Source organism: Pedobacter chinensis (genome assembly GCF_003339865.1).
Classification (GTDB): Bacteria; Bacteroidota; Bacteroidia; order Sphingobacteriales; family Sphingobacteriaceae; genus Pedobacter; species Pedobacter chinensis.
The window spans coordinates 561,032-583,587 of the sequence record NZ_QPKV01000002.1; the positions used below are offsets into that span (position 1 = coordinate 561,032).

Here is a 22,556-nt window from a genome sequence, read left to right on the forward strand (position 1 = left end):
AATGAAATTTATAATTATAGGTTTGGGCAACTTTGGAGGCTCATTAGCCGAAAAACTAACCCAACAGGGAAATGAAGTAATCGGGGTAGATTCACGTGATGAAAAAGTAGTGGCATTAAAGGATAAGTTGTCTCATACCATCTGCATGAATGCAACCGATCAGTCTGCTATAGCACACCTTCCACTAAAGAACACCGATGTAGTGATGGTTTGTATTGGAGAAGACGAAGGTGCTAACATTATGGTAACGGCACACTTCAAAAATTTAGGTGTAAAAAGACTAATCAGTCGTTCCATTAATCCTTTGCATGAAAATGTACTACAAGCTCTCGGTGTGAATGAAATTGTACGACCGGAAGAAGAAACTGCTGAACGTTGGGCTAAAAAGTTATGTCTAAAAGGTGTAGTAGATTCTTTCGAGTTAAACAAGAATTTCAGTATCGTAGAGATTATTGTGCCTGAAAAATATGTCGGCAAAACCATAGAGGAAGTTAAATTCAGAGAACTTCACAATGTGTTGATTCTAACCATTATTCGAGATACACCGGAAAAAAGTTTTTTGGGCAGAAGCAAAATAGTAGCCAATGTACAGGGAATTCCAGAACCAACTACTATGCTTCAGCGGGATGACATCATAGTAATTTATGGAGCTAATGAAGATTTACAGAAATTTGCTAAAGGGAAATTTGAATAGATCATTTTTTGCATAAACCAAAATGGATAAAATCAATAGGTACCAAACGATAGTTATTTTAATCGCTGTAATTGTAGGTCTACTTCTTGGGCAATCTTTTACGATTTCAGATTTTTCGTCATCCTTGATTATTCCGCTGTTGATGGTAATGCTCTTTGGGTTATTTCTGACCATTGATCTTACAGAACTAAAGCACGCTTTTCTGAATGTTAAATTTTCAGTAACCAGTATTCTTATCAATTTCGTCTGGACACCTGTATTCGCTTATTTACTGGGAAGTATATTTTTACATAGTGATTTAGCTCTATGGATTGGTTTCGTCATGCTTATGGTCACACCTTGTACCGATTGGTATTTAGTTTTTACAAATGTAGCTAAAGGAAATGTTTCTTTGTCAACAGCCATTCTTCCAGCGAATTTAATATTACAGGTTTTACTTCTACCAGTATATCTCTTGTTCTTTTTTGGAAAATCAGGAAATGTAGCCTTAGGGTCACTTGCGGAGAGCATCTTGATTGTTTTGGTGTTACCGTTCATTCTGGCACTTATAGCCAAAACAATAGTGAAAGGCAAAAATGTAAGCAAAAGCAGCTTTTTAAATTTTTTTGAGACTTCTCAAGTCTTTTTTTTGGCTTTAGCTGTAGTTGCTATGTTTGCGTTTGAAGGAAAAGATTTAATCAGCCATCCAAGTATTATTTACAAAATGCTTATCCCGGTTTTACTTTTTTTTGGGGTAGCATTCCTTGTCGCATTTCTTGCAAGCAAATTACTCCGGTTCAATTATGCAGACAAGGTAAGCTTAACGTTTACTACTATGGCAAGAAATTCTCCAATTTCATTAGCCATAGCTGTTTCGGCATTTTCCGCAGAACCAATGATTGCTTTGGCTTTAGTGATTGGTCCATTAATAGAGTTACCTATTTTAGTTTTGACGTCACAAATACTTTTAAAAACACAAAAAGAATAGCTCACTACTGAATTTTGTATTGCTCCATTTTTCTGTAAAGTGTTGCTACCCCAATTTCCAGTAATCGGGCTGCTTCCGCTTTATTACCTCCCGTATGATTAAGAATTTTCTGTATGTGCAGTTTTTCAGCACTTGCCATAGAAAATGCGGACAACTGTTGCGCATTGGATTTGGCATATTGTAGGTCAGCGGGTAATGTATCCAGATCTAGCACGTCAGCATCTGCCAGAATTACACTTCTTTCAATCACGTTTTTTAATTCACGGATGTTACCTTTCCATGCATTGTTCTCCAGAGCCTCCATGTATTCATCCGTTAACCTCAAAGGTTTTCTGTTTGATTTTAGTGCGAATATACTGGCATAATATTCTGCTAATAATTTGATGTCTTTGGGACGTTCCCTTAATGAAGGCAGGTGAATGCCAAAGACAGAAAGACGGTAAAAGAGATCGCTTCTAAAATGTTCTTTCTCTATTTCCTCTTCCAGATTACGATTTGTCGCAGCAATGATACGTACATTGACCTTAATGGGCTTTGCATCCCCCACACGAAGCAATTCGCCTGATTCCAGTACCCGCAAAATCTTAGCTTGGAGATCCAGTGCCATTTCCCCGATTTCATCCAGAAAAATAGTGCCGTTATGCGCTTCCTCAAAAAGCCCTTTCTGGTCTTTTGAGGCTCCTGTAAAAGCCCCTGCTTTGTGCCCGAACAATTCGTTTTCCAACAGATCTTTACTAAATGCTGAGCAATTGATAGCTACAAAGTTGTGGTTAACCCGTTGACTTCCCTGATGGATGGCTTGTGCAAAGACTTCTTTACCAGTACCTGTTTCTCCTGTCAATAAAACAGTCGTGTCTGTGCCAGCCACTTTTCGGGCTAGCTCAATAGCTTTGATGATAGGCTTAGATGTACCGATGATTTTATCGAACGAATGTTTTTCGCCTAATTGTTTTTCTAATTTTTGAACTCTCTTGTTTAAAGCAACCTTTTCACTGGCTTTATATAGAAGCGGGATTATTTTATTGTTGTCATCACCTTTCGTAATATAGTCGAAAGCCCCGTTCTTTATTGCCTGTACACCATCAGAAATATTTCCGAAAGCGGTCAAAAGAATTACCTCTACAGCAGGATATTTTTCTTTGATAACTTTTGCGGTATCTACACCACTTCCATCCGGGAGTTTTACATCGCATATCACCACATCTATTTCTTCTACATCTAATCGTTGCAATCCCGATTTTATGCTAGATGCCTGAAAAACCTCAAAACCTTCAAAACCAATAATTTTTGAAAGTAGATTTCTCAATTTTTCCTCATCGTCTATTATTAAAACTTTTACCACTTTTTTGCTGAATTATAGGGAACAAATTTACTAAATATTATGTCCGTTTTGATAATTATAACGCGAAGCGGATAAATAAAATCTTTCCCAGCTTGGGATAAGCTTGGGCAACAAATTCTTTTTTATTCAGAATATTTGCAACAATACTTTCAAGTCTAATGAATCTGAAAACCTACTGTGATAAAAATTATGAAGAACTCATTAAAACACATAATTTTAGAGATACATAGAAAAGAAGATAAACTTGCTTCTCAAAACAAGAAATTGATTGAAGAAGCATATGAAATGACCACGTATCTTCAAAACTTATTATCTTCCGTTAAAGACTTTGTAACCAATGATGGGTTTGAAACAGACGTTGAAGAAATTGATTTCTTCAGGAATATCAAGCCCCAAATACTCGGAAAGCTAATTTACTACAATAAAGTTTATCGAATAGAAACATCCTGTCCTGTAAATAACGGGAAGCTATACAATAACTATTTTTCAAACCAACTCGCACAATTGAAGCGTGAGTACATTAAATATATCTGCAACTCCGATTTTTATAGGTACTATCGATCAGGCAGAACCGACCGTGATACTATTTACTTCAAAAGAGGTAATATAAATTATCACGATGGCTTAAATAGTATCGTCTTTGAGATGGATCCATCTTTTTCCACTTTCTTTGACTATAAAACAGCCAGGATTATTGCCAATGAATTGATCTATACCTATCTTCTTACTAAAATTAATCCAGCCGAAGACCCCGATATGATTTTTCAAAAACCCGAAAACTCAAAAGATATCTTCTGGACAGAAAGTAAAAATTCACTTGTGGAATTAATTTATGCATTACATGCTTCTGGAGCTATCTCACATGGAAAAATTGGGATAAGAAAAATTAGTCTATTGTTTCAAATAATTTTCCGTGTTAATCTTGGCGACCTTCATCACTCATTTCATAGAATGAAAACAAGAGCAGGTTCCCGAACTGCATTTTTAGACCAACTCAAAATATCCCTCGAAGAGTATATGGATAAAGACCTTTAGCCATTTCAATACAGTAATTTAAAAGCAGTACCCAAAACGTACTGCTTTTTCTTTTGCCCATATATGCCAATTGGCAAATGTAGGCAAAACTCCCTCACAAAATATCTCCAATACATTTAAACCCTTATCAAACAAGAGTTTTCCCTGTTTGCAAAAAAATTCAAAAAACTGCCAAACCAATTGGCAAGGCTTGGCAGACAAACACTACCACCCTTAGCAATTTTGCATTGTAAACATTATAGGATCAATGCGATGAAAATAATTACAATCGAAGAAGAAGCGTGGCAACAGCTAAACAGCCGTATCAATGCCATTGCCGATTACCTGAAAAAACAGGAAGATAAAAGCTATGATGACCTGTGGCTAAATAACCACGAGGTATGCCAATACCTGCACATCAGCGAAAAGACTTTGTGGCGTATGCGTACCAAAGGCGAAATAGCCTACTCCAAAATGTACGGACAATACTTCTACACCATCGGAGCAATTAAGGATATGCTTAATGCCTATGCCGTACAGAGCAGTGATGAGTTTGTACAGGAACTTATGGCAAAAGGTAAAAGCTATATCGAAAAAGGTAGACAATTGAAAACGGATAAAAAGTAGGTGCTATGAATATTGATAGAATGGAATTTTTGGCGTGGATGGAACGCTTGATAGGTCGCCTCGATATGCTGGGTGATAATATAGATGAGTTGCAAAAGAAACGCAACAGTATAGACGGAGAGGAATTGTTGGATAATCAGGATTTGCTTCAAATGCTGAAAATCAGCAACCGTTCCCTGCAACGGTATCGCTCCATCGGCAAACTACCCTATTATACTATTAGCGGCAAACTGTATTACAAGCTATCCGATGTGCATCAGTTCATAAGAGAGAGTTTTAATCCACCATCTGCAAAACTATAACGCCTTTGAGTGACAAACACTGCCTTTAAGTGCCACTTCGGGCAACGTAGTGAACGCTTCCTTTACATTCGGCGGTAAACTTTTAAAATTTTCATATTATGAGTGAAGAAACCACAAATAAACAGGAAATGCCCGAACAATTATCGGACATATTATTGGTACTGGACAAAGAAAAAATGAAAATCCAAGCCGTAAAGAGCATAGACGAAAACGGGAAAATGGAAACCGTTGACCCCACGAAGAAAAACCAAAACCAGTTTATGCGTGTGGACAAGAGTGGCGATTTCTTTTCCAACTTCTTTTCCAATTTTTTTAGCCAACTAAAGAACCCTACCAATTTTTCATTTTTCAAAGTGCCTGCACCTATCGCCGTTGAGAAAGCACAGGAAATGCAAAAGCAGGTAGATAAGCCAACTTCGGAAGGCGAAAAAGTGATGAAAGAACACGAAGTCAAAACCGCCACACAAGAGAATAATAAACAAGAAAATAAAAATGATATGGCAACAGCACAGACAACGCCGGATGTAAGCGAATACCGCTATAAGCCGGAGCAGATTGATTGGGATACAATGACCAATCTCGGATTAAGCAAGGAATACCTTGAAAAAAGAAACCTGCTTGAACCTTTATTGAAAGGTTATAAAACCAATGAACTCGTACCGATAGGGGTTAATCTTGGAGGTACTATTCTCCGCACAGACGCCCGACTGTCATTACAGCAAGCCGAAGACGGAAAAATTGTTGTGGGAATACACGGCATCAAAAAAGAGCCTAATCTGCATTTTGAGTTTTTTGGACACAAATTTACTGATGAGGACAAGAAAAACCTGCTCGAAACGGGCAATATGGGGCGTGTGGTTGATTTGAAAAATTCCAAGACTGGCGAACTAATGCCGTCCATTATCAGTATTGACAGGCTTACCAATGATGTCATTGCACTGCGAACGGATTTTATTAAAATTCCCGATGAGATTAAGGGTGTAAAACTCAATGATGAGCAAAAGCAAACCTTAATGGAGGGCAAACCGCTCAAATTGGAGGGTATGATTTCCACAAAAGGAACGGAGTTTTCGGCAACGGTACAGTACAATGCCGATAAACGCTATACCGAATTTCTGTTTGACCGCAGTAACTACAACGGACAAAAGCAAAACAACCAACAGAATAATCAACAAAGCCAACCACAGGAAGCTCCAAAAACATTTCGTGGCAAGGAACTGACCGATGATCAATACAAGGATTTCAAAGCGGGTCAAACCATATATATGGCAGGTCTGGTTGATAAGAAAGGGCAAACGTACAACGGTTACATCACGTTCAACAAAGACACCGGAAAAACTGGCTTTGAGTTTCCAAATCAATATAAAGAAAGAATGCAGCCAACCGAATCCCATAAAACGCAAACTGCGGTCAATTCGGAGGGCAAGACCAACGAAGCGACCAAAAATATCAACGAGCCTTTGAAGTCCGGACAGCAAACACCGAAAAATAAACAACAGCAGGAACAACAGGAAAAGCCCAAAGCACCTGCAAAGTCCAAAGGCAGAAAAATGTAGTAAAATATGAAAACAATAATTGCAGAAAAACCAAGCGTAGCAAGGGAAATAGCCGGACTTGTGGGAGCATCCGATAAAAAGGACGGCTACCTGACAGGTAACGGCTATTTTGTTACGTGGGCATTCGGTCATTTAATAGGATTGGGAATGCCCGAAGATTACGGGATTACGGGATTTGACAAAGCATCATTGCCGATACTCCCCAACCCGTTTTTACTGACCGTCCGGAAAGTGAAAAAAGACAAAGGTTATACCGCTGATGCTGGTGCGTCAAAGCAACTGAAAATAATAGACCAGCTTTTCAACCGTAGCGATAGCATTATTGTAGCTACCGATGCAGGACGTGAGGGCGAACTTATCTTTCGCTATATATACGAACACCTCAAATGCAAGAAACCGTTTGAACGGCTTTGGATTAGTTCGCTTACCGAAAAAGCCATCAAAAAAGGCTTTGACAACCTGAAAGACGGAAAAGCATTTGACGGGTTGTATCAGGCAGCACAAGGCAGAAGCCGTGCCGATTGGTTGGTGGGCATCAATGCTACACAAGCATTGAGCATTGCTGCAGGCAATGGAGTTTACTCGCTCGGAAGAGTACAAACACCCACACTCGCTTTGATATGCAAACGTTATTTGGAAAACAAAAATTTCTCGGTAAAGAAATATTGGCAGATACAGTTGTTGCATCACAAAGCAGGTATTGATTTTAAAAGCCTTTCTAAAACTAAATGGGAAGACCAAAAACTCGCCAATGATACGCTGAAATCCATTCAGCGAAGCGATACGGCAACAATTACATCGGTAGAAACAAAAAGCGTTACGGAGCAACCGCCTTTGTTGTTTGACCTTACAGGACTGCAAAAGGAAGCGAACAAAAAGCTTAACCTTTCTGCCGAAGAAACGCTGAACATTGCCCAAAGCCTTTATGAAAAGAAGTTTATCACTTACCCTCGCACCGGAAGCAAATACATTCCCGAAGATATGTGGGCAGAAATTCCCAATCTCGTGAGAGCATTGCAGGACAGGCAAACCTGCAAACAAGCTGTAACCAAAGTGAAATGGGGTCGTTTCAACAAACGTATCGTGAACGACCTGCGTGTTACAGACCATCACGGTTTGTTGATTACGGATAAAATACCGTCTGCCCTGAACGCAAAGGAAAATGCGGTTTATGATATGATTGCTTTTCGACTGCTCGAAGCTATTTCACAAGCCTGTATCAAGGAGATAACCGATATTGCTATACAGGCATTGCATTACGATTTTACGGCAAAAGGATGTAAAATTATTGAACCAGGTTGGCGTTCCCTTAAAGGGACTTTTTCGGATGATGATACCGAACCTGTACAGGATTTACCTGAACTGAAAAAAGGTGATGAACTCAAAATTAAGGAAGCCACCGTTTTGGAAAAGCAAACCAAACCGCCTGTGCTTTATACCGAAGCAGGGCTTTTGTCGGCTATGGAAAGTGCCGGAAAGGAAATCGAAAACGAAGAGGAACGGAAAGCCCTGCAAAATATCGGTATTGGTACACCTGCAACAAGGGCGGCGATTATCGAAACCTTGTTTACCCGAAATTATATCCAAAGGGATAAGAAATCCTTAATCCCAACCGAAAAAGGATTGCAGGTATATGAATTGGTTAAAGACCGAAAAATTGCAGATGTGGCAATGACCGCCGAATGGGAATTGGCTTTACAGAAAATCGAAAACAACGAAGCAGATGCAAGTGCGTTTCAAAAGGAAATGGAAACCTATGCTTCTACTATTACCAATGAGCTGTTGCAAACCTCCATTGCCAAAAGCAACCTGCCTAAACTTACCTGTCCGAAATGTAAAAGCCAGCAACTCATTATCCGTGACAAGATTGCCAAATGCCCTGATGAAAGATGTAATTGGGTACAATTCCGCAATGTGTGCGGTGTACAAATCGGCATAGGCGATATTGAAAGCCTTGTTAATAAAGGCAAAACCTCACTTATCAAAGGAATGAAAAGCAAAGCCGGAAAGAAATTCGATGCTTACATCGTGTTGAATGAGCAAGCCGATAGTTCCTTTGAATTTGAGAAAAGTAAAAATTACAAGAAGTAATGGAAAATAGACCTAACATTAGTACAACGGAAATCAGAAACCTGATTTATACCATACGTGGCAAGCAAGTAATGCTGGATAGCGACCTCGCTTCCTTATACCAAGTGGAAACAAAGAACCTCAACAAAGCCGTAAAAAGAAATATTGAAAGGTTTCCGGCTTCTTTTTGCTTTCAACTGACCGAAGAGGAAGCCAGCAACTTGAGGTTCCAAATTGGAACCTCAAGTTTGAACTACGGCGGAAGACGTTATTTGCCCTATGTTTTTACCGAACAAGGGGTTGCAATGGCTTCTGCCATACTCCGTTCAGATATTGCCGTTAAAGTCAGTGTTGAAATTATGGAAGCCTTTGTAGAAATGCGGCGTATGCTTACTAGCAATGCTTCTTTGTTTCATCGGTTGGATAAGATTGAACTGAAGCAATTAGAAGCTGACGAAAAATTTGAAGAGTTATTTAAGGCATTGGAAAACGACAAGCTCCACAGCGAAAAAGGTATTTTCTATAACGGACAGGTTTTTGATGCCTACGCCTTTGTATCAGATATTATCCGAAGTGCCGGAAGCTCCATTATCCTGCTTGATAATTATGTGGACGATACGGTGCTGACCTTGTTAGGCAAACGCAATACGAATGTAACTGCCATCATCTATACCAAAAGCATCAGCACTCAATTACGGCTGGATTTGCAACGATATAACAGCCAATATCATCCGATTGAGGTTGAGGTTTTCTCCGATGCTCACGACCGATTTTTGATTATCGACGATACGGAGCTTTATCATATCGGAGCATCACTCAAAGACTTGGGCAAAAAATGGTTTGCCTTTTCACGAATGGATATTGAAGTTGGCAGGATGCTTCAAATCCTTAATCAACAATAAACCCTCCATTCAGAGGGTTTATTGTTATACTATAACTGTAATTGGGCTGTGATACTCTTATAATAAACTTTTAGTGCATCACGTTCATCTTTACCAACATAACTATTGTGAGCAACCAAACACCGTATTTTGTATAATTCATCAACCATTACATTCAACCAATGTTCATTCTGCTTAGGAAAATACTTCCCAAAAATTGTCCAATTCCCAACTATTATTTTTCCTAACTCAATAAAGTCGCAGTAAAATAAATCACTATTACCTCGAATGGGCAAATATTTACTTTCTTGTTCGCTTTTCTTTAGTTTATCTATGGTTTCTTGTACTTTTCGGGGAATATTTATTGTTTCAGTCTTCATAATTTCTTCAATAAATATTCTTAAAGAATTTTCAATACAATATAAATACAAATAGACTTCCGACATTTCTCGTCCTTTTTGTTGTATGTCTTGCGGCAAAAGGTTTAAATGCCCAAAGTTTACATTTTGTTGTATTTCCTCGATGCTATCTAATAGGGAGTTTTCATCTGAAATTAGAGGGTAGAATATCTCATTAATATATTTTCTTCGTTCCGCATATCCTCCTTTTGCTTGCATTTCTCTTCTAAATTCTTGAAGAGTAAAGCAAATTTTAAATTCCTTTGGTTGGTTGGTTTGGAACTTCGCAGATTTATTCAGTTCACTTTTCAATCTTTTATATTCTGCTTCATTATCACTTGTTATAGTAACATCGGTAGATGCTCCTGTAAGTAGTATTTTTAAGCGTTCAATGTTTTCTGTATAATTCATTTACATAAATATTTTAGGTTATTCTTCTATACTATGTTCTTCTTCTGGAAGCATAAAATCAAGAAATAATAATTCTGCTTTAGCTTCATCATCTTCAAATTTCAAATCCCAGCGTTGCTCCATAAATTCTAATAATTTATTACCTCGGTCAAGTATAGCAACCGGGTTCCAAACATCATATCCAGACACTTCAATCTCTGAATGCGAACCGTCAGAATATCCTTGTCTTATTTTTTCCTTTCTGTCATTATATTTTGCTGTTTTCTTATCTTCAAAGCAATCATTTTGTAAACTTGAATTTATACTTTGCGACAATGGTAAAAGATTGCCCAATGTTCCCTGAAAAAAAGGATGAAAATTCTTTTTATATTCCTTAAAATTTTGTTTCCAATATTTATCTGTTGGTGTCTGTGGATAAATATGCTCAATAGAAACCTTATCTTTTTCGCTCTTAACAAACAGTTTCCAATCTATCTTTTGGCTTCCTCTTTGTCTAACTTTCTCCATTTCATATTCATATAAGAAATATCGAAGCCCATTCCAAGAATAGAAACCTCCTCCGCTTTTAAACTTCTTGTCAATGAACTTTTGAAAATAGGTATAATCAAAGTAGATTTCTTCAGAATTTTCAGGTGTATAAAAACAATAATCCATTCTTTCATTCAATCTGTGAATGATATTGTCAATTGTTAGTTCCCCATTTCGCAGTTGTCTTGCTGCACGATAAAATTCACTGTTTCTGTATGTTGAAAAAGCTCGGCTAAGCCTGAATGTAATAAAAATGAAACGCTCAATTGCTCTAAAGAGCTGAACTCTCTTATCAGGATTAACATTCTTACTCAAATAAGCTACTGTTACGAGTGGACGAAAATAGATTATACCAATTCTATTCAAACGGTCTATCCAAAGACTTTCCTGTGTGGTTAAGTCCGGATTATTTACAGGGTTATGGGTATTATACCAATGTACAGCGGCAGCCTTTAAGCTGTTCACATAATCTTCTATTTCTTTGGGAGAAAGTTGGGAACGCATAACAATTACTTCTTCTTCGCCGTTTATTTCAACTTCTTCTTGGTCGGTATCTTCATCCTCCCGAACTTCTTCAAACTCTTGCAACGAACTTATTTTCACCTCTGTTTTTGCATAAATATTTTGAGGTGTAAATTTCTGTTCCAGCAAAAAACGGATATAATCATCTCCTTTCTCCCTCGTGTATTGAAAGTACATTATCCAATGAGCCACTAAAAAATCATCATCATTAAGTGGATTTTTCTTGTTTCTCCCAAGTTGATAATAAACTTCTTTCCAAGCATCATTGATTTTTTCACGCAGAGAATTTCTCTCATCAGTTTTTAACTCCTTTTCATCATACAAAGTCGTCAAATAAATTAGCCTGTTTTTGAGAAGTTCCAAATTTGACAGCTTTTTGCCACGATTATTCATCGTTTCAAATGCTACGAAAACATCAAAATCGTCACTTATTTCGTAAACATTGAACATCAGGTTTTGCGTAACTTTTTTGAATAATGTTTCTATCTCGGTTAAACCGTATGTTTCAAAATAGTTTTGCAGATTTTCCTTGAAAAAATGCTTTGCATTTTCAAGATTGAGCGTGTAAAAAGTTTCTTGTACTGTTCCGCTATTTGGTTCTAAGAAAACCTTATGACGTAAATATTTAAAACTCGGATTATCGATCTCATAGCCAAACTTGTAGGTTGTAACAATAAACTGAGGAGGTTTTTCTATTACTAAATATTCTTCTTTAATAGCCTTTAAGCTAAAAGAGCCAAGATAAATTTCTTCATCTTTTTTGCCTTTGTTTTCCGGTATTGCTTTTAATTGTTCCGAAATGGCTTGAATGAAAATTACAAATGTTGTCAATCGCTGTTGCCCATCAACAATATGGAAAGGTTTAAATCCTCTATCTTCAATTAACCATCGTTCGTCATTCCAGTTATTCCAGATATTTTTATCGACTTTTTTCAAAGAGAGTAAACCTGTATAATGAAATCTATCGGCAGGAAGATTGACTAAATCTTCCCAAAAATCTTTCAGTTGTCTTGTTGTCCAAGCGTAACCACGCTGATAATCGGGTATTTTAAATATTCTGTCTTTAAAAATACTTTTTAAGGGTTCTAATTCATTCATTATTTAATGACCGTTCTTTAATTGTTGATTTTATCAATTATCAAAAATACAAATTAAACTCTTCGTTATTACGTGGTTTTACGCCAAATCCCGCCACTCAAAGCCAAACCCTGCCACTTCTGCAAAGGCTCTTATCTACTGCTATAATTTTAGGCTTCAAGTAAATTTCTAAACAAAATTATAGTATGGATACACAGCAAAAAGACCTATCGTATTTCAGATTACTACTGCAAGAATTATTAAACACGAGCTTTCCCGAAAAAGCCAACGACCAAAAGTTTATAGACCAGCGTTCTTCGTGGGCTGCCAATGCCTACGAGGGTGCTTTTCGTTCGGGAAATACCATTGAGCAATGCAACGAAATAGCCAATTATATCCTGTTTGAAAAACTGCATTTCTCCAAATTCGATACGGTTTTCCAAGTCGTATGCGATGAGTTTGATACCCTAATGGCAGACGAGGAATTGCGACCGTTCGCACTAAAAATGTTCCCTGTTTGTGAGGCTGTTTTTGCAAAGTATCAACTAACCGATGATTTCGCTTACGGGTATGAGTTTGACCTGCTCTACACCGAAATAACAGGAACCATCGCAATATGGATAGAGGAAAATGGGCTTCAGTAAAAAGCAACATCTCCAACAAAACATTGATGCCCTGCGAATTGCTTTTAAACTGGAAAAGGAGAACCGTCAAGCCACCGTAGGTGAAAGACTGCTAATGATGCAATACAGCGGATTTGGTGGTCTTAAATTCGTGCTGAACCCCATAGCGGAAGAAATAGACATCAACAATTGGAGAAAGACGGAACACGACCTGTTCCCAATCACGCAGGAACTCCACCAGCTACTCAAAGAAAATTCCGAAGACGATAAACAATACCGCCGATATGTGGATAGTATGAAAAGTTCCGTACTGACGGCTTTTTATACGCCTCCACAGGTTATAGATGCTATTTCTGCATCCCTGCGTGAAAGCGGTCTGAACATTCAGAAATTCCTCGAACCCTCCGCAGGTATCGGTTCATTTGTTCAATCCTTTGCAGAGAGCCAAACCGAAGTTACAGCCTATGAAAAGGATGTGCTGACAGGAAAAATTTTAAAACAGCTTTATCCTGAAAGCAATATCCGTGTGAGTGGCTTTGAGGAAATCCCCGAAAAGGAACACAACACCTATGATGTTGTTGCCAGCAATATCCCCTTTGGCGATACTTCCGTCTTTGATTTATCCTATTCCCGAAGTAAGGATAGTGCAAAAGTACAGGCTGCCCGAAGCATTCATAACTATTTCTTTTTGAAAGGAACCGATATGCTCCGTGAGGGTGGCTTGTTGGCTTACATCACTTCACAAGGCATTCTGAATAGCCCAAAGAATGAGCCGATACGCAGGGCGTTAATGCAGGATAATAATTTGGTTTCGGTTGTGCGGCTGCCAAACAATCTGTTTACAGAATATGCAGGTACAGAGGTTGGAAGCGACCTGATAATCCTGCAAAAGAATACGGCAAAACAAAGCCTGAACGAAACGGAAGAACTATTTTGCCAAAGCAGGCAAACCAAATACAATACGCCAAGCAATGCTTACTTTCAGAATGGTACAAGGGTCATACATACCGACCGTAAGATAGATACCGACCCTTACGGACAGCCCGCAATTATCTATATCCATAAAGACGGTGTTGCCGGAATTGCCAAAGATTTGAAAATGATGCTTTCCGATGATTTTGGAAAGCACCTGAATGTGGATTTGTACAAAGGCGAACGGAACGATGAGCCAATCGTACAAATTCCGGTACAGCCAACGCCTCCGGTCATTGAGCGTGAAATCATTCAGCCGGAACAACCTCGTTTTACGCAAACAACCATAGTAAAGGAAAGCTCACAGGAAAAGCAGTTAAGCATTTTCGACCTGTTTGAAAATGTGAGCGAACCTGTAATGGCAGTTGCTCCACCCAAAAGAACCACGCAAGCCAAAAGACAAACCGCTAACAAAAGACGAGGTGCGATAGGTCGCCAAACTGACCTGTTCAGTTCTGCTACGCAACAGCCTTACACACCTCCGGTTTCAAACGGTACTACAAACGGAACAACGGCTACCAATAGTAATAAACAAGAAGTTATTGGCGATTTGTTTTCGGGTATCAACGGGAATGGCCAAGCTGATAAGCCAGCCGTTCCCGATACCATTCCCGAACCTGCTCCTTATAGTGGCAAGTTGCAATCGTTCCACCGAAACGATTGCCTTGTGGTGGATAATGGTTGGGTAGGTCATCTGCAAGATGTAGATACAGCAGACGGTACGGCTGTTTTCCACCCGCTGCAATTACCAACCTCACAGAAAGCAAGAGCCGAAGCGTACATAGCGGTACGGGATATATACCAAGAGCTTTACAATAAGGAGGCAAATTTTCAGACCGAACACAAAGAAGAAAGGGAAAATCTTAACCGCTTATACGATGCCTTTGTAAAAAGGTACGGAAACCTCAACAGTGCCGATAATGTCAAGCTCATTAAAACGGATAGTTCCGGTAAGGAAATCCCTTATTTGGAGCGTGTCGTTGGCGGTGTGGTACACAAAGCGGATATATTCAGCCGCCCTGTAAGTTTTTCTACCGTAACCATAGCAACGGACAATCCCGAAGAAGCATTAGCGGCATCCCTTAACAAATACGGAAGCGTGGATTTGGGCTATATGTCCGAAATAAGCGGAATGCCTGACGATGCTTTGAAAGAAGCCTTGAACGGTCGTATTTACTACAATCCATTGCAAAAGGAATATGAAATATCCGAACGCTGGATTGCGGGCAATGTGGTGGAGAAAGCAGAGGACGTAAGAACCTACATCGAAAACAATCCTGATGATGCCCAGGCTAAAGCAAGCCTTACGGTATTGGAGGAAGCCCGACCAAGACGTATCGAATTTGAGGAACTCGATTTTAATTTGGGCGAACGCTGGATACCCACAGGCATTTATGCCCGATTTGCTTCACATCTTTTTGATACGGACGTACTTGTTCATTATTCTGAAAGCTCCGACGATTTTTCAGTAAAGTGCGACCGTAAGAATTTACACATATGGGAAAAATATGCTGTCAAAGCCGAAAGCAGAACGTTTGACGGGATTGCTTTACTAAAACACGCCCTTGTCAATACCACACCGGATATTACCAAGAAAATCAAGGTTGGCGACCAAGAGGTCAAGGTACGGGATATGGAAGCCATACAAATGGCATACACCAAGATTGACGAAATCCGTACCGCATTTACCGAGTGGCTTCACGCCCAAAACGATGAGTTTAAAAACAGGCTGACCGACCAATACAACGATACGTTTAATTGCTTCGTCCGCCCCAACTATGAAGGAACACATCAGGATTTTCCGGGATTAGACCGTAAAGCATTGGGCATTAAAGACCTGTATTCGAGCCAAAAGGACACCGTTTGGATGATAAAACTCAATAACGGTGCTATCTGCGACCACGAAGTAGGTGCAGGAAAAACCCTTGTGATGTGTGTGGCAGCACAGGAAATGAAGCGTTTGGGTTTAGCCCACAAGCCTATGATTATCGGGCTGAAAAGCAATGTTCACGAAATTGCCGAAGCCTACCGCACTGCTTATCCACACGCTAAAATCCTGTTTCCTGGCAAAGAAGATTTTACGCCCCAAAAACGCCTGCGGATTTTCGGGGATATTAAAAATAACGATTGGGATTGTGTAATCCTTACACACGACCAATTCGGAATGATACCCCAAAGCCCCGAAATACAAAAAGAAATCCTTGAAATAGAATTGGACAGCGTAGAGCGTAACCTCGATGCCCTACAATCGCAAGGCAAGGAAGTGACCAGAGGAATGCTTGCCGGAGTAATCAAGCGGAAAGAAAACCTCGAAGTAAAGCTCAAAACCCTACAACACGATATTCAAAACCGCAAAGATGATGTGGTGGATTTTAAGATGATGGGTATAGACCATTTGTTCGTGGACGAAAGCCATCAGTTCAAAAATCTGATGTTCAATACAAGGCATACACGGGTTGCCGGATTGGGCAATGTGGACGGTAGTCAAAAGGCAATGAACCTGCTCTTTGCTATCCGTACCATTCAGGAACGCATCAATGCGGATATGGGAGCAACTTTCCTTTCGGGTACAACTATCAGCAATTCATTAACGGAATTGTACCTGCTGTTCAAATACCTGCGACCAAGAGCAATGGAAAAGCAGGGTATTCATTCTTTTGATGCGTGGGCAGCTATCTATGCGAGGAAAACAACCGATTATGAGTTTTCAGTCGCTAACAATATCGTGGCAAAAGAGCGTTTCCGATACTTTATCAAAGTGCCGGAGCTTGCCCAATTCTATTCTGAAATCACGGATTACCGAACAGCAAAGGATATAGGCATTGACCGCCCGAATAAGAACGAGGTGCTGTATAACATACCACCTACTCCAGACCAAGCTGAATTTATCCAAAAACTAATGGAGTTTGCCAAAACAGGAAATGCGGAACTGTTGGGCAGACCAAAGCTAAGTGCCAGCGAAGAAAAAGCAAAGATGCTTATTGCTACGGATTACGCCCGTAAGATGTCGCTCGATATGCGAATGGTAAGCGGTGCTTATGAAGACCATCCAGATAATAAGGCTTCGCATTGTGCCAATAATATTGCTAAGTATTATAACCAATACAACGCACAGAAAGGAACACAATTCGTTTTCTCTGATTTAGGAACCTACAAGCCGGGCGAATGGAACGTGTGCTCCGAAATTAAACGTAAGCTCGTGGAAGACCACGGTATACCTGCGAATGAAGTCCGGTTTATTCAGGAAGCCAAAACGGACAAGCAACGTAAGGAATTGATTAAGGGAATGAACGAGGGTAAAATCCGTGTGCTGTTCGGTTCTACAAGTATGCTGGGTACGGGCGTGAACGCACAGAAAAGAGCCGTTGCCGTTCATCATTTAGATACCCCTTGGCGACCGAGCGACCTTGCCCAAAGGGATGGCAGAGCTGTTCGTAAGGGCAATGAGATTGCCAAGTTTTTTGCAGATAACAAAGTAGATGTAATCATCTATGCCGTAGAAAAATCACTGGACAGTTATAAGTTCAACCTGCTGTACAATAAACAGCTATTTATTGACCAATTAAAAAACAATAATCTCGGTAAACGTACCATTGACGAGGGCAGTATGGACGAAAAATCGGGAATGAACTTTTCGGAATATGTGGCTATCCTTTCAGGAAATACAGACCTGTTGGACAAAGCCAAATTAGAAAAGCAGATTGCAGGACTGGAAAGCGAAAAGCAAGCGTTCAACCGTTCTAAATTCAGTGCTAAATACAAGCTACAAGACTTTACGGAATTGCTGGAAGCCTCCCAAAGTTGGTTAAACCGAATGAGCCTTGATTGGGAAAATTTACAGCAACGCATACAAAAGCGTTCTGACGGCACTATCGCAAACCCTGTTCAGTTGGACGGCTTACAGCCCAATGCGGATATAAAACAAATCGGAGCGAAACTCAACCAGCTTGCGGATAAAGCCCGCACCGGAGGTCAGTATGAAGAAATAGGAAGCCTGTATGGATTTACCTTATTGGTTAAAACCGAAATATCCGAAAAAGAGGGCGTAGATATTCGGGTAAACCGCTTTTTGGTACAGGGAGAGGGCAATATCAAGTACACTTACAACAATGGTTTAATGGCGAAAGAACCCGAAACCGCATCATTGAACTTTTTGAGGGCATTGGAAAAATTGCCCGGCTATATTGACCAGGAACAAAAGAAGATTACTGAAATTAAAAAAGACCTGCCTATACTTCAGGAAGTAGTGGGCGGAACGTGGTCTAAGGAAAGCCGATTGAGCGAACTTAAAACGGAACTGGCTGCCGTGGAACGAAAAATACAGTTATCCATTACCCCTGACTTAAAAAATCAGGAGACTGAGCACCATGAGGAAACCATTAATATTAATGATTTACAAGGGAATTCTGTACGATTACGGACAATGTAGCTGTATCTGTAAACAAAAAATAGCTACCCTAAAAAAGATAGCTAATTTTTTTATTCTTTTTGCACCAGATGTTGTAAGTCAGGATCATTCTTAATCCTTTCCAACTCACTTTCGATAATATGAACGATATCCAGTTTTATTTGTCTATAATTAGCCTCAATGTCCCGTTTCATATTGTCTTCACCGTTTTCATCAACAAAGGATAATATTTCTGGTATCTTCTGATAGGCTTTGGTTTCGACAGCTACCTTGTCATTGTCCACCACGATTTCAGCGTGGAATATCTTTTGCTCGATACGCTCGTCAAAGTTATCAGATACCGAACCCACGAACATACCTTGTGTAAGTGTTGAGATTTTAGAAGCTGGTATCAAACTATCCAACTGCGTAGAAATTGAAGTTGATTTGTCATTTCGGTTGATGGTCATACTTTGGCGTTTCTGTAATACCTTTCCGAAGCGTTCCGAAAGACTTTTTGCCGTTTCGCCAACCACCTGACCACTGAATATATTACCAACCGTGTTCTGTATTACCTTGCTCTCTTTGTCGCCGTAATCCCTCGTTAACTGTGAAAAGTCCTGAAAGCCCAGGCACACAGCCACCTTGTTACTTCTCGCCGTTGCGATAAGATTATCCAAGCCCCTAAAATAAATTGTGGGCAACTCATCTATGATAACAGAACTCTTTAGCTGTCCTTTTTTGTTGATGAGTTTTACAATTCTTGAATTGTATAACCCTAATGCTGCGGAGTAAATATTTTGACGGTCGGGATTATTGCCAACGCATAAAATCTTTGGTTCCTTTGGGTTGTTGATGTCCAACGAAAAATCATCTCCGGTCATTACCCAATAAAGGCTCGGAGAAATCATTCTTGACAAAGGGATTTTTGCCGATGCAATCTGCCCCTGCAACTGGTCTTGGGCTCCGCCTTGCCAGGCATCGAGAAAGGGAGATAAATAATTCTCTAATTCATAATAAGAGGTCAAAATCGTAAATACGTCCGAATACTTTTTATTGAGTAATTCAATGGCGTGGGGAAAGGTGCAATATTTACCATCCTCATAAATTTTCAGATACCAAATTATTGCTGCAAGCAAGATAATTGGACTTTCCACGAAGAAATCCCCTTGCTTCTGTATCCACGACCTGTTGAGGTTTAACATTATCGTATAAGCCGCTTCGTAGGCATCTGAAATATCCGTCATAAAGTCGGGATTTAATGGATTACACCTGTGGCTCTTTCTTGGGTCGTCAAAGTTAATCACGTAGAATTTCGGATGAACTTTGTACTTATCCCTGTTCTTCAGTAAATGATTGTAAGCAATCGTAGATAGGTCGTCAAACTTGAAATCGTAGATGTACATTGAGAAGCCTTTCTCAATCTGCTGTTTGATATAATTGTTTACAATGGCATACGATTTTCCGGAACCTGGAGTTCCCAACACAATCGTTGCCCGAAAAGGATTGACGATATTAATCCAGCCATCATTCCATTTGTTCTTGTAATAAAACTTGGTAGGTAGATTGACCGAATACTCGTTTTCCATCAGTTTGGTTTCCTGCTGAAAACTCTCATTTTCATTATTGAAAACATCGTCCATCAGGTTAGTACGGAGCAATCGGCTCATCCATACTCCAGCTACCATTAAGGCGATATAACCTAAACTTGTGGTAAGTATATACAGAAATGTAGCTGTGTTCAGTGGTAGCTTTAAGAGAGGAAAGTTCAGAAAGAAAAGGACAAAGCCGATAGCTAAAGCCACATAGATTTTAGACCAGGTTATCTTTTCGTTTTTAACGCCCTTAGTACCCAAACAGCTTAATGCCAATAATACTAAAGCAAAAACTTTCGTATATAGTGTATGTGAAAACAGTCCGGCGGTACGCTGAAAATTGCTTAATATTTTGTTGATGATTTCTAACGTCCAGCCACGTTCTATAAAGAAACCGTAGCAAAACCAATACAAGTGCATCAATACTATAATGATGCTTACTGCTCGCATAAAAGCCATAATCTTTGCAAGCCCTCTTAAATCGTCTTCTCCCTGCATTTTTATAAATTTTTAAATGTTCGGGCGTGAATTTATGAGCTATATAGTGTGACTGTGAGATTGTGGCAGTCAAAGGCAGTACGTGGCAGTGTTTGGCTGAATATAACTACTGACCTCTTTTGCGTTTCCGCTTTTTCTTCATTTTGTTGGCAAAGTCCGCTTCATCGTAATCTTCTCCCTGTGCTTCGGGAATGAGCAAACCACCAAAGGCTTCAATCAAACCGTCGTCTTTCTTATTGGTATCATCAAATTCAAACATAGGGTGCGGTTGCTCTGATGTTAATTCCTCTCTGTCCTCTAAACGGGATATTTTTTCTTGTGGCTCGTCCAGCTCTTTGATGTCGGGCTTGATGTTATTGTTCCAATAATCATTAAAGGTATTGGCAGAAAGTTCCTTTGCTAACCGTGAGCCATTCCAAACGGTTTTTGAATTGTGGTCTATGAACGTCATACCGTAGATACGTCCGGTGTCGTTTCTGCGAACCACCACGTTAATACCTTGCTCGCCCAACTGCTTCTTAAAGCTCAATTCATTATCCGTAGATTGCAGGGCAATGGTAACGGCTGTTTTTAACGTCTGCTTGGTCGGGTGGTCTTTCAAAGCCGTTTTGCATTTCGCAAAATGCAATTCCAATGCTGGTAGCCCTGCATTCTTTCCGAATAAGGAAGCCTTAAACGGATTTCCTGCTTTTTCGCCTTTTTCATTCAACGGAATATACAGCAAACCTTGCTGTGGTTTTCCCTGCAATTCGCCCTCCACTTTCTCGGTGGTAATATTGAAAAGAGAAAGCAAAGCATTGTATTCTCCCAAAGTCTGATATTGATAATAGTTCGGCAGGTGTCGGACAACGGATGCAATCTGACTTTTTACATCGCCTTTACTGTAATCCACAGGGTGGAAAATTTTATCGTTCTGGCTACGCTCTTTATCTGTTGCAGGTATCAAATGGTGTTGTTTTTCGAGTTCACGGCAGATGTTCATCGACCGCATTTTCTCGAATTTGTCCGAAATCTTTTTTCCGTTTTCGTCCACACAAACCGACACGATATGGATATGGGTACGGTCAATATCGGTATGCTTAAATACCACAAAAGGCTGTTCGCCATATCCCAACTCCCGCATATACTGCTGTGCCATTTCCCGAAACTTATCATCGCTAACGGTATCTTTCGGGTCGGGATTGAGCGAAATATGCAGGGTATGTTTCTCTGTATTTTGATTAGCTAACAGATAAGGAGCAAAAGATTGTGCTAATTGTGCAACGGAATACTGCCCGTTTGCCGTTTCAATTATCTTATTTGCAAACAGAATTTGTCCGTTTTCTTTCTCTACTTTCAGATTATTATACGCCAATGCTCCGTATAAATTTGCACTTCTTCCTATTTTCGCTATCATTACTACCGCTGTTTTTTGAGGTATTTTTTATCGAACTCTTCGGTTATCTCCACCACTTTTTTGAACAATTCGACCATTTCTGCTGTCTGTTTTTCCAATTTATACAGGTAAGCCGATGCTTTTTTCTCGGAAAAACTCTTGTACAATAGCTTCACAATCTGATTATAATTGACACCAATTGAGCGGAATTGACTGTGAAACGAAGTCAGTCGCATATAGAAATCAACCGTTCCTTTGTCGATATGCACCGATTTTATCGTCTTATTGAAGATACAGGACGTTATAAAATGTGCCTTTACCTGCATTCCCGATTTATCAAAGAGGGCAAGAAAACGGGCGTGTTCTTCCTCGGTAAAGGAAATTGTGTAGCGGATTTTCGCAGGGTCGTCTTTAAGCGGTCGCCCCGTCTTTTTTAACTGCTTTTTGCTGTTCTCATTCATCACTAATCCATTTTTAATTCACACAAAAACGCCGACTTCGGAGGACGTTTTCTGCCCCCTGCAAGGGCAAGTTGTTTTGAGCATCCGAAAAGTTTTCGAGATGCTCAAAACACAACTTGCCGTGTTCTGTTGAACACAAAAATCCGCCCTGCGGGACGGATTGATTTTAACAGGGAAAAACGGCTCGATGCCGTTACTGTTAAATTCCGTTTTGTCCATTCGATTTTGCATAAATCCGTTAATAAAATTCATTTTA

16 protein-coding genes are annotated in these 22,556 nt (G+C 39.7%); 10 read left to right on the forward strand and 6 right to left on the reverse strand.

From position 1 onward, the window contains the following. The first annotated feature begins 1 nt into the window (after position 1). Both DU508_RS03650 and DU508_RS03655 read left to right on the forward strand, forming a co-directional pair. The gene (locus DU508_RS03650; RefSeq protein WP_115401466.1) at positions 2-694 is read left to right on the forward strand and encodes a potassium channel family protein; all 693 of its coding nucleotides are present in this window, start codon (positions 2-4) and stop codon (positions 692-694) included. A 22-nt stretch (positions 695-716) separates the two neighbouring features. After that, the gene (locus tag DU508_RS03655) at positions 717-1,661 is read left to right on the forward strand and encodes an arsenic resistance protein (protein ID WP_115401467.1); all 945 of its coding nucleotides are present in this window, start codon (positions 717-719) and stop codon (positions 1,659-1,661) included. A 4-nt stretch (positions 1,662-1,665) separates the two neighbouring features. On the opposite strand, the gene DU508_RS03660 is transcribed toward DU508_RS03655, so the two are convergent. After that, positions 1,666-3,003: a sigma-54-dependent transcriptional regulator gene (locus tag DU508_RS03660; protein ID WP_078690912.1), complete on the reverse strand. Its 1,338-nt coding sequence runs from the start codon at positions 3,001-3,003 to the stop codon at positions 1,666-1,668. Between the two features lie 189 nt (positions 3,004-3,192). Between DU508_RS03660 and DU508_RS03665 the strand changes: the two genes are divergently transcribed. The 6 genes from DU508_RS03665 to DU508_RS03695 all read left to right on the forward strand — a co-directional run bounded on the left by DU508_RS03665 (position 3,193) and on the right by DU508_RS03695 (position 9,474). Beyond that, positions 3,193-4,038 (forward strand): RteC domain-containing protein, encoded by an 846-nt coding sequence (locus DU508_RS03665; RefSeq protein WP_115401468.1) that lies wholly within the window; start codon positions 3,193-3,195, stop codon positions 4,036-4,038. Positions 4,039-4,290: 252 nt separating this feature from the next. Beyond that, positions 4,291-4,644, forward strand: a complete 354-nt coding sequence (locus tag DU508_RS03675; RefSeq protein WP_115401470.1) for a helix-turn-helix domain-containing protein — start codon at positions 4,291-4,293, stop codon at positions 4,642-4,644. Between the two features lie 5 nt (positions 4,645-4,649). After that, complete coding sequence (locus tag DU508_RS03680) at positions 4,650-4,946, forward strand: helix-turn-helix domain-containing protein (protein ID WP_078690909.1); 297 nt, start codon at positions 4,650-4,652, stop codon at positions 4,944-4,946. Positions 4,947-5,044: 98 nt separating this feature from the next. Beyond that, a complete protein-coding gene (locus tag DU508_RS03685) occupies positions 5,045-6,502 on the forward strand; it encodes a DUF3945 domain-containing protein (RefSeq protein ID WP_078690908.1) in 1,458 nt (485 codons plus the stop codon). Positions 6,503-6,508: 6 nt separating this feature from the next. Beyond that, the gene (locus DU508_RS03690) at positions 6,509-8,593 is read left to right on the forward strand and encodes a type IA DNA topoisomerase (protein ID WP_115401471.1); all 2,085 of its coding nucleotides are present in this window, start codon (positions 6,509-6,511) and stop codon (positions 8,591-8,593) included. Next, the gene (locus DU508_RS03695; protein WP_115401472.1) at positions 8,593-9,474 is read left to right on the forward strand and encodes an ORF6N domain-containing protein; all 882 of its coding nucleotides are present in this window, start codon (positions 8,593-8,595) and stop codon (positions 9,472-9,474) included. Before DU508_RS03690 ends, DU508_RS03695 begins: the two co-directional genes overlap by 1 nt. Before the next feature lie 29 nt (positions 9,475-9,503). Here the strand turns inward: DU508_RS03695 and DU508_RS03700 are convergent, their stop codons facing one another. Both DU508_RS03700 and DU508_RS03705 read right to left on the reverse strand, forming a co-directional pair. Then, on the reverse strand, positions 9,504-10,262 hold the full coding sequence (locus DU508_RS03700) for a Swt1 family HEPN domain-containing protein (RefSeq protein ID WP_115401473.1): 759 nt from the start codon (positions 10,260-10,262) through the stop codon (positions 9,504-9,506). Positions 10,263-10,280: 18 nt separating this feature from the next. After that, the gene (locus tag DU508_RS03705; protein ID WP_115401474.1) at positions 10,281-12,410 is read right to left on the reverse strand and encodes a DUF262 domain-containing protein; all 2,130 of its coding nucleotides are present in this window, start codon (positions 12,408-12,410) and stop codon (positions 10,281-10,283) included. A 185-nt stretch (positions 12,411-12,595) separates the two neighbouring features. Here DU508_RS03705 and DU508_RS03710 point away from each other — a divergent pair, with 185 nt between their 5' ends. Together DU508_RS03710 and DU508_RS03715 are read left to right on the forward strand one after the other, a co-directional pair. Then, positions 12,596-13,033 (forward strand): DUF1896 domain-containing protein, encoded by a 438-nt coding sequence (locus DU508_RS03710; RefSeq protein ID WP_115401475.1) that lies wholly within the window; start codon positions 12,596-12,598, stop codon positions 13,031-13,033. Further along, positions 13,020-18,413, forward strand: a complete 5,394-nt coding sequence (locus DU508_RS03715) for an N-6 DNA methylase (RefSeq protein ID WP_115401476.1) — start codon at positions 13,020-13,022, stop codon at positions 18,411-18,413. The genes DU508_RS03710 and DU508_RS03715 overlap by 14 nt, the downstream gene beginning before the upstream one ends. 50 nt (positions 18,414-18,463) lie before the next feature. On the opposite strand, the gene mobC is transcribed toward DU508_RS03715, so the two are convergent. The 3 genes from mobC to mobA all read right to left on the reverse strand — a co-directional run bounded on the left by mobC (position 18,464) and on the right by mobA (position 22,300). Continuing rightward, positions 18,464-20,464: a conjugal transfer protein MobC gene (gene mobC / locus DU508_RS03720; RefSeq protein WP_115401477.1), complete on the reverse strand. Its 2,001-nt coding sequence runs from the start codon at positions 20,462-20,464 to the stop codon at positions 18,464-18,466. 106 nt (positions 20,465-20,570) lie between these two features. After that, on the reverse strand, positions 20,571-21,860 hold the full coding sequence (gene mobB, locus DU508_RS03725; RefSeq protein ID WP_115401478.1) for a conjugal transfer protein MobB: 1,290 nt from the start codon (positions 21,858-21,860) through the stop codon (positions 20,571-20,573). A gap of 2 nt (positions 21,861-21,862) precedes the next feature. After that, complete coding sequence (gene mobA / locus DU508_RS03730; protein WP_115401479.1) at positions 21,863-22,300, reverse strand: conjugal transfer protein MobA; 438 nt, start codon at positions 22,298-22,300, stop codon at positions 21,863-21,865. Positions 22,301-22,556 lie beyond the last annotated feature (256 nt).

Excerpts from the sequence above, each read along its gene's own strand:
- mobA (WP_115401479.1), bottom strand. The coding sequence starts at position 22,300 with ATGAATGAGAACAGCAAAAAGCAGTTAAAAAAGACGGGGCGACCGCTT.
- mobC (WP_115401477.1), bottom strand. The coding sequence starts at position 20,464 with ATGCAGGGAGAAGACGATTTAAGAGGGCTTGCAAAGATTATGGCTTTT.
- DU508_RS03715 (WP_115401476.1), top strand. The coding sequence starts at position 13,020 with ATGGGCTTCAGTAAAAAGCAACATCTCCAACAAAACATTGATGCCCTG.
- DU508_RS03680 (WP_078690909.1), top strand. The coding sequence starts at position 4,650 with ATGAATATTGATAGAATGGAATTTTTGGCGTGGATGGAACGCTTGATA.
- mobB (WP_115401478.1), bottom strand. The coding sequence starts at position 21,860 with ATGATAGCGAAAATAGGAAGAAGTGCAAATTTATACGGAGCATTGGCG.
- DU508_RS03665 (WP_115401468.1), top strand. The coding sequence starts at position 3,193 with ATGAAGAACTCATTAAAACACATAATTTTAGAGATACATAGAAAAGAA.
- DU508_RS03710 (WP_115401475.1), top strand. The coding sequence starts at position 12,596 with ATGGATACACAGCAAAAAGACCTATCGTATTTCAGATTACTACTGCAA.
- DU508_RS03695 (WP_115401472.1), top strand. The coding sequence starts at position 8,593 with ATGGAAAATAGACCTAACATTAGTACAACGGAAATCAGAAACCTGATT.
- DU508_RS03700 (WP_115401473.1), bottom strand. The coding sequence starts at position 10,262 with ATGAATTATACAGAAAACATTGAACGCTTAAAAATACTACTTACAGGA.
- DU508_RS03675 (WP_115401470.1), top strand. The coding sequence starts at position 4,291 with ATGAAAATAATTACAATCGAAGAAGAAGCGTGGCAACAGCTAAACAGC.
- DU508_RS03655 (WP_115401467.1), top strand. The coding sequence starts at position 717 with ATGGATAAAATCAATAGGTACCAAACGATAGTTATTTTAATCGCTGTA.
- DU508_RS03690 (WP_115401471.1), top strand. The coding sequence starts at position 6,509 with ATGAAAACAATAATTGCAGAAAAACCAAGCGTAGCAAGGGAAATAGCC.
- DU508_RS03685 (WP_078690908.1), top strand. The coding sequence starts at position 5,045 with ATGAGTGAAGAAACCACAAATAAACAGGAAATGCCCGAACAATTATCG.
- DU508_RS03650 (WP_115401466.1), top strand. The coding sequence starts at position 2 with ATGAAATTTATAATTATAGGTTTGGGCAACTTTGGAGGCTCATTAGCC.
- DU508_RS03705 (WP_115401474.1), bottom strand. The coding sequence starts at position 12,410 with ATGAATGAATTAGAACCCTTAAAAAGTATTTTTAAAGACAGAATATTT.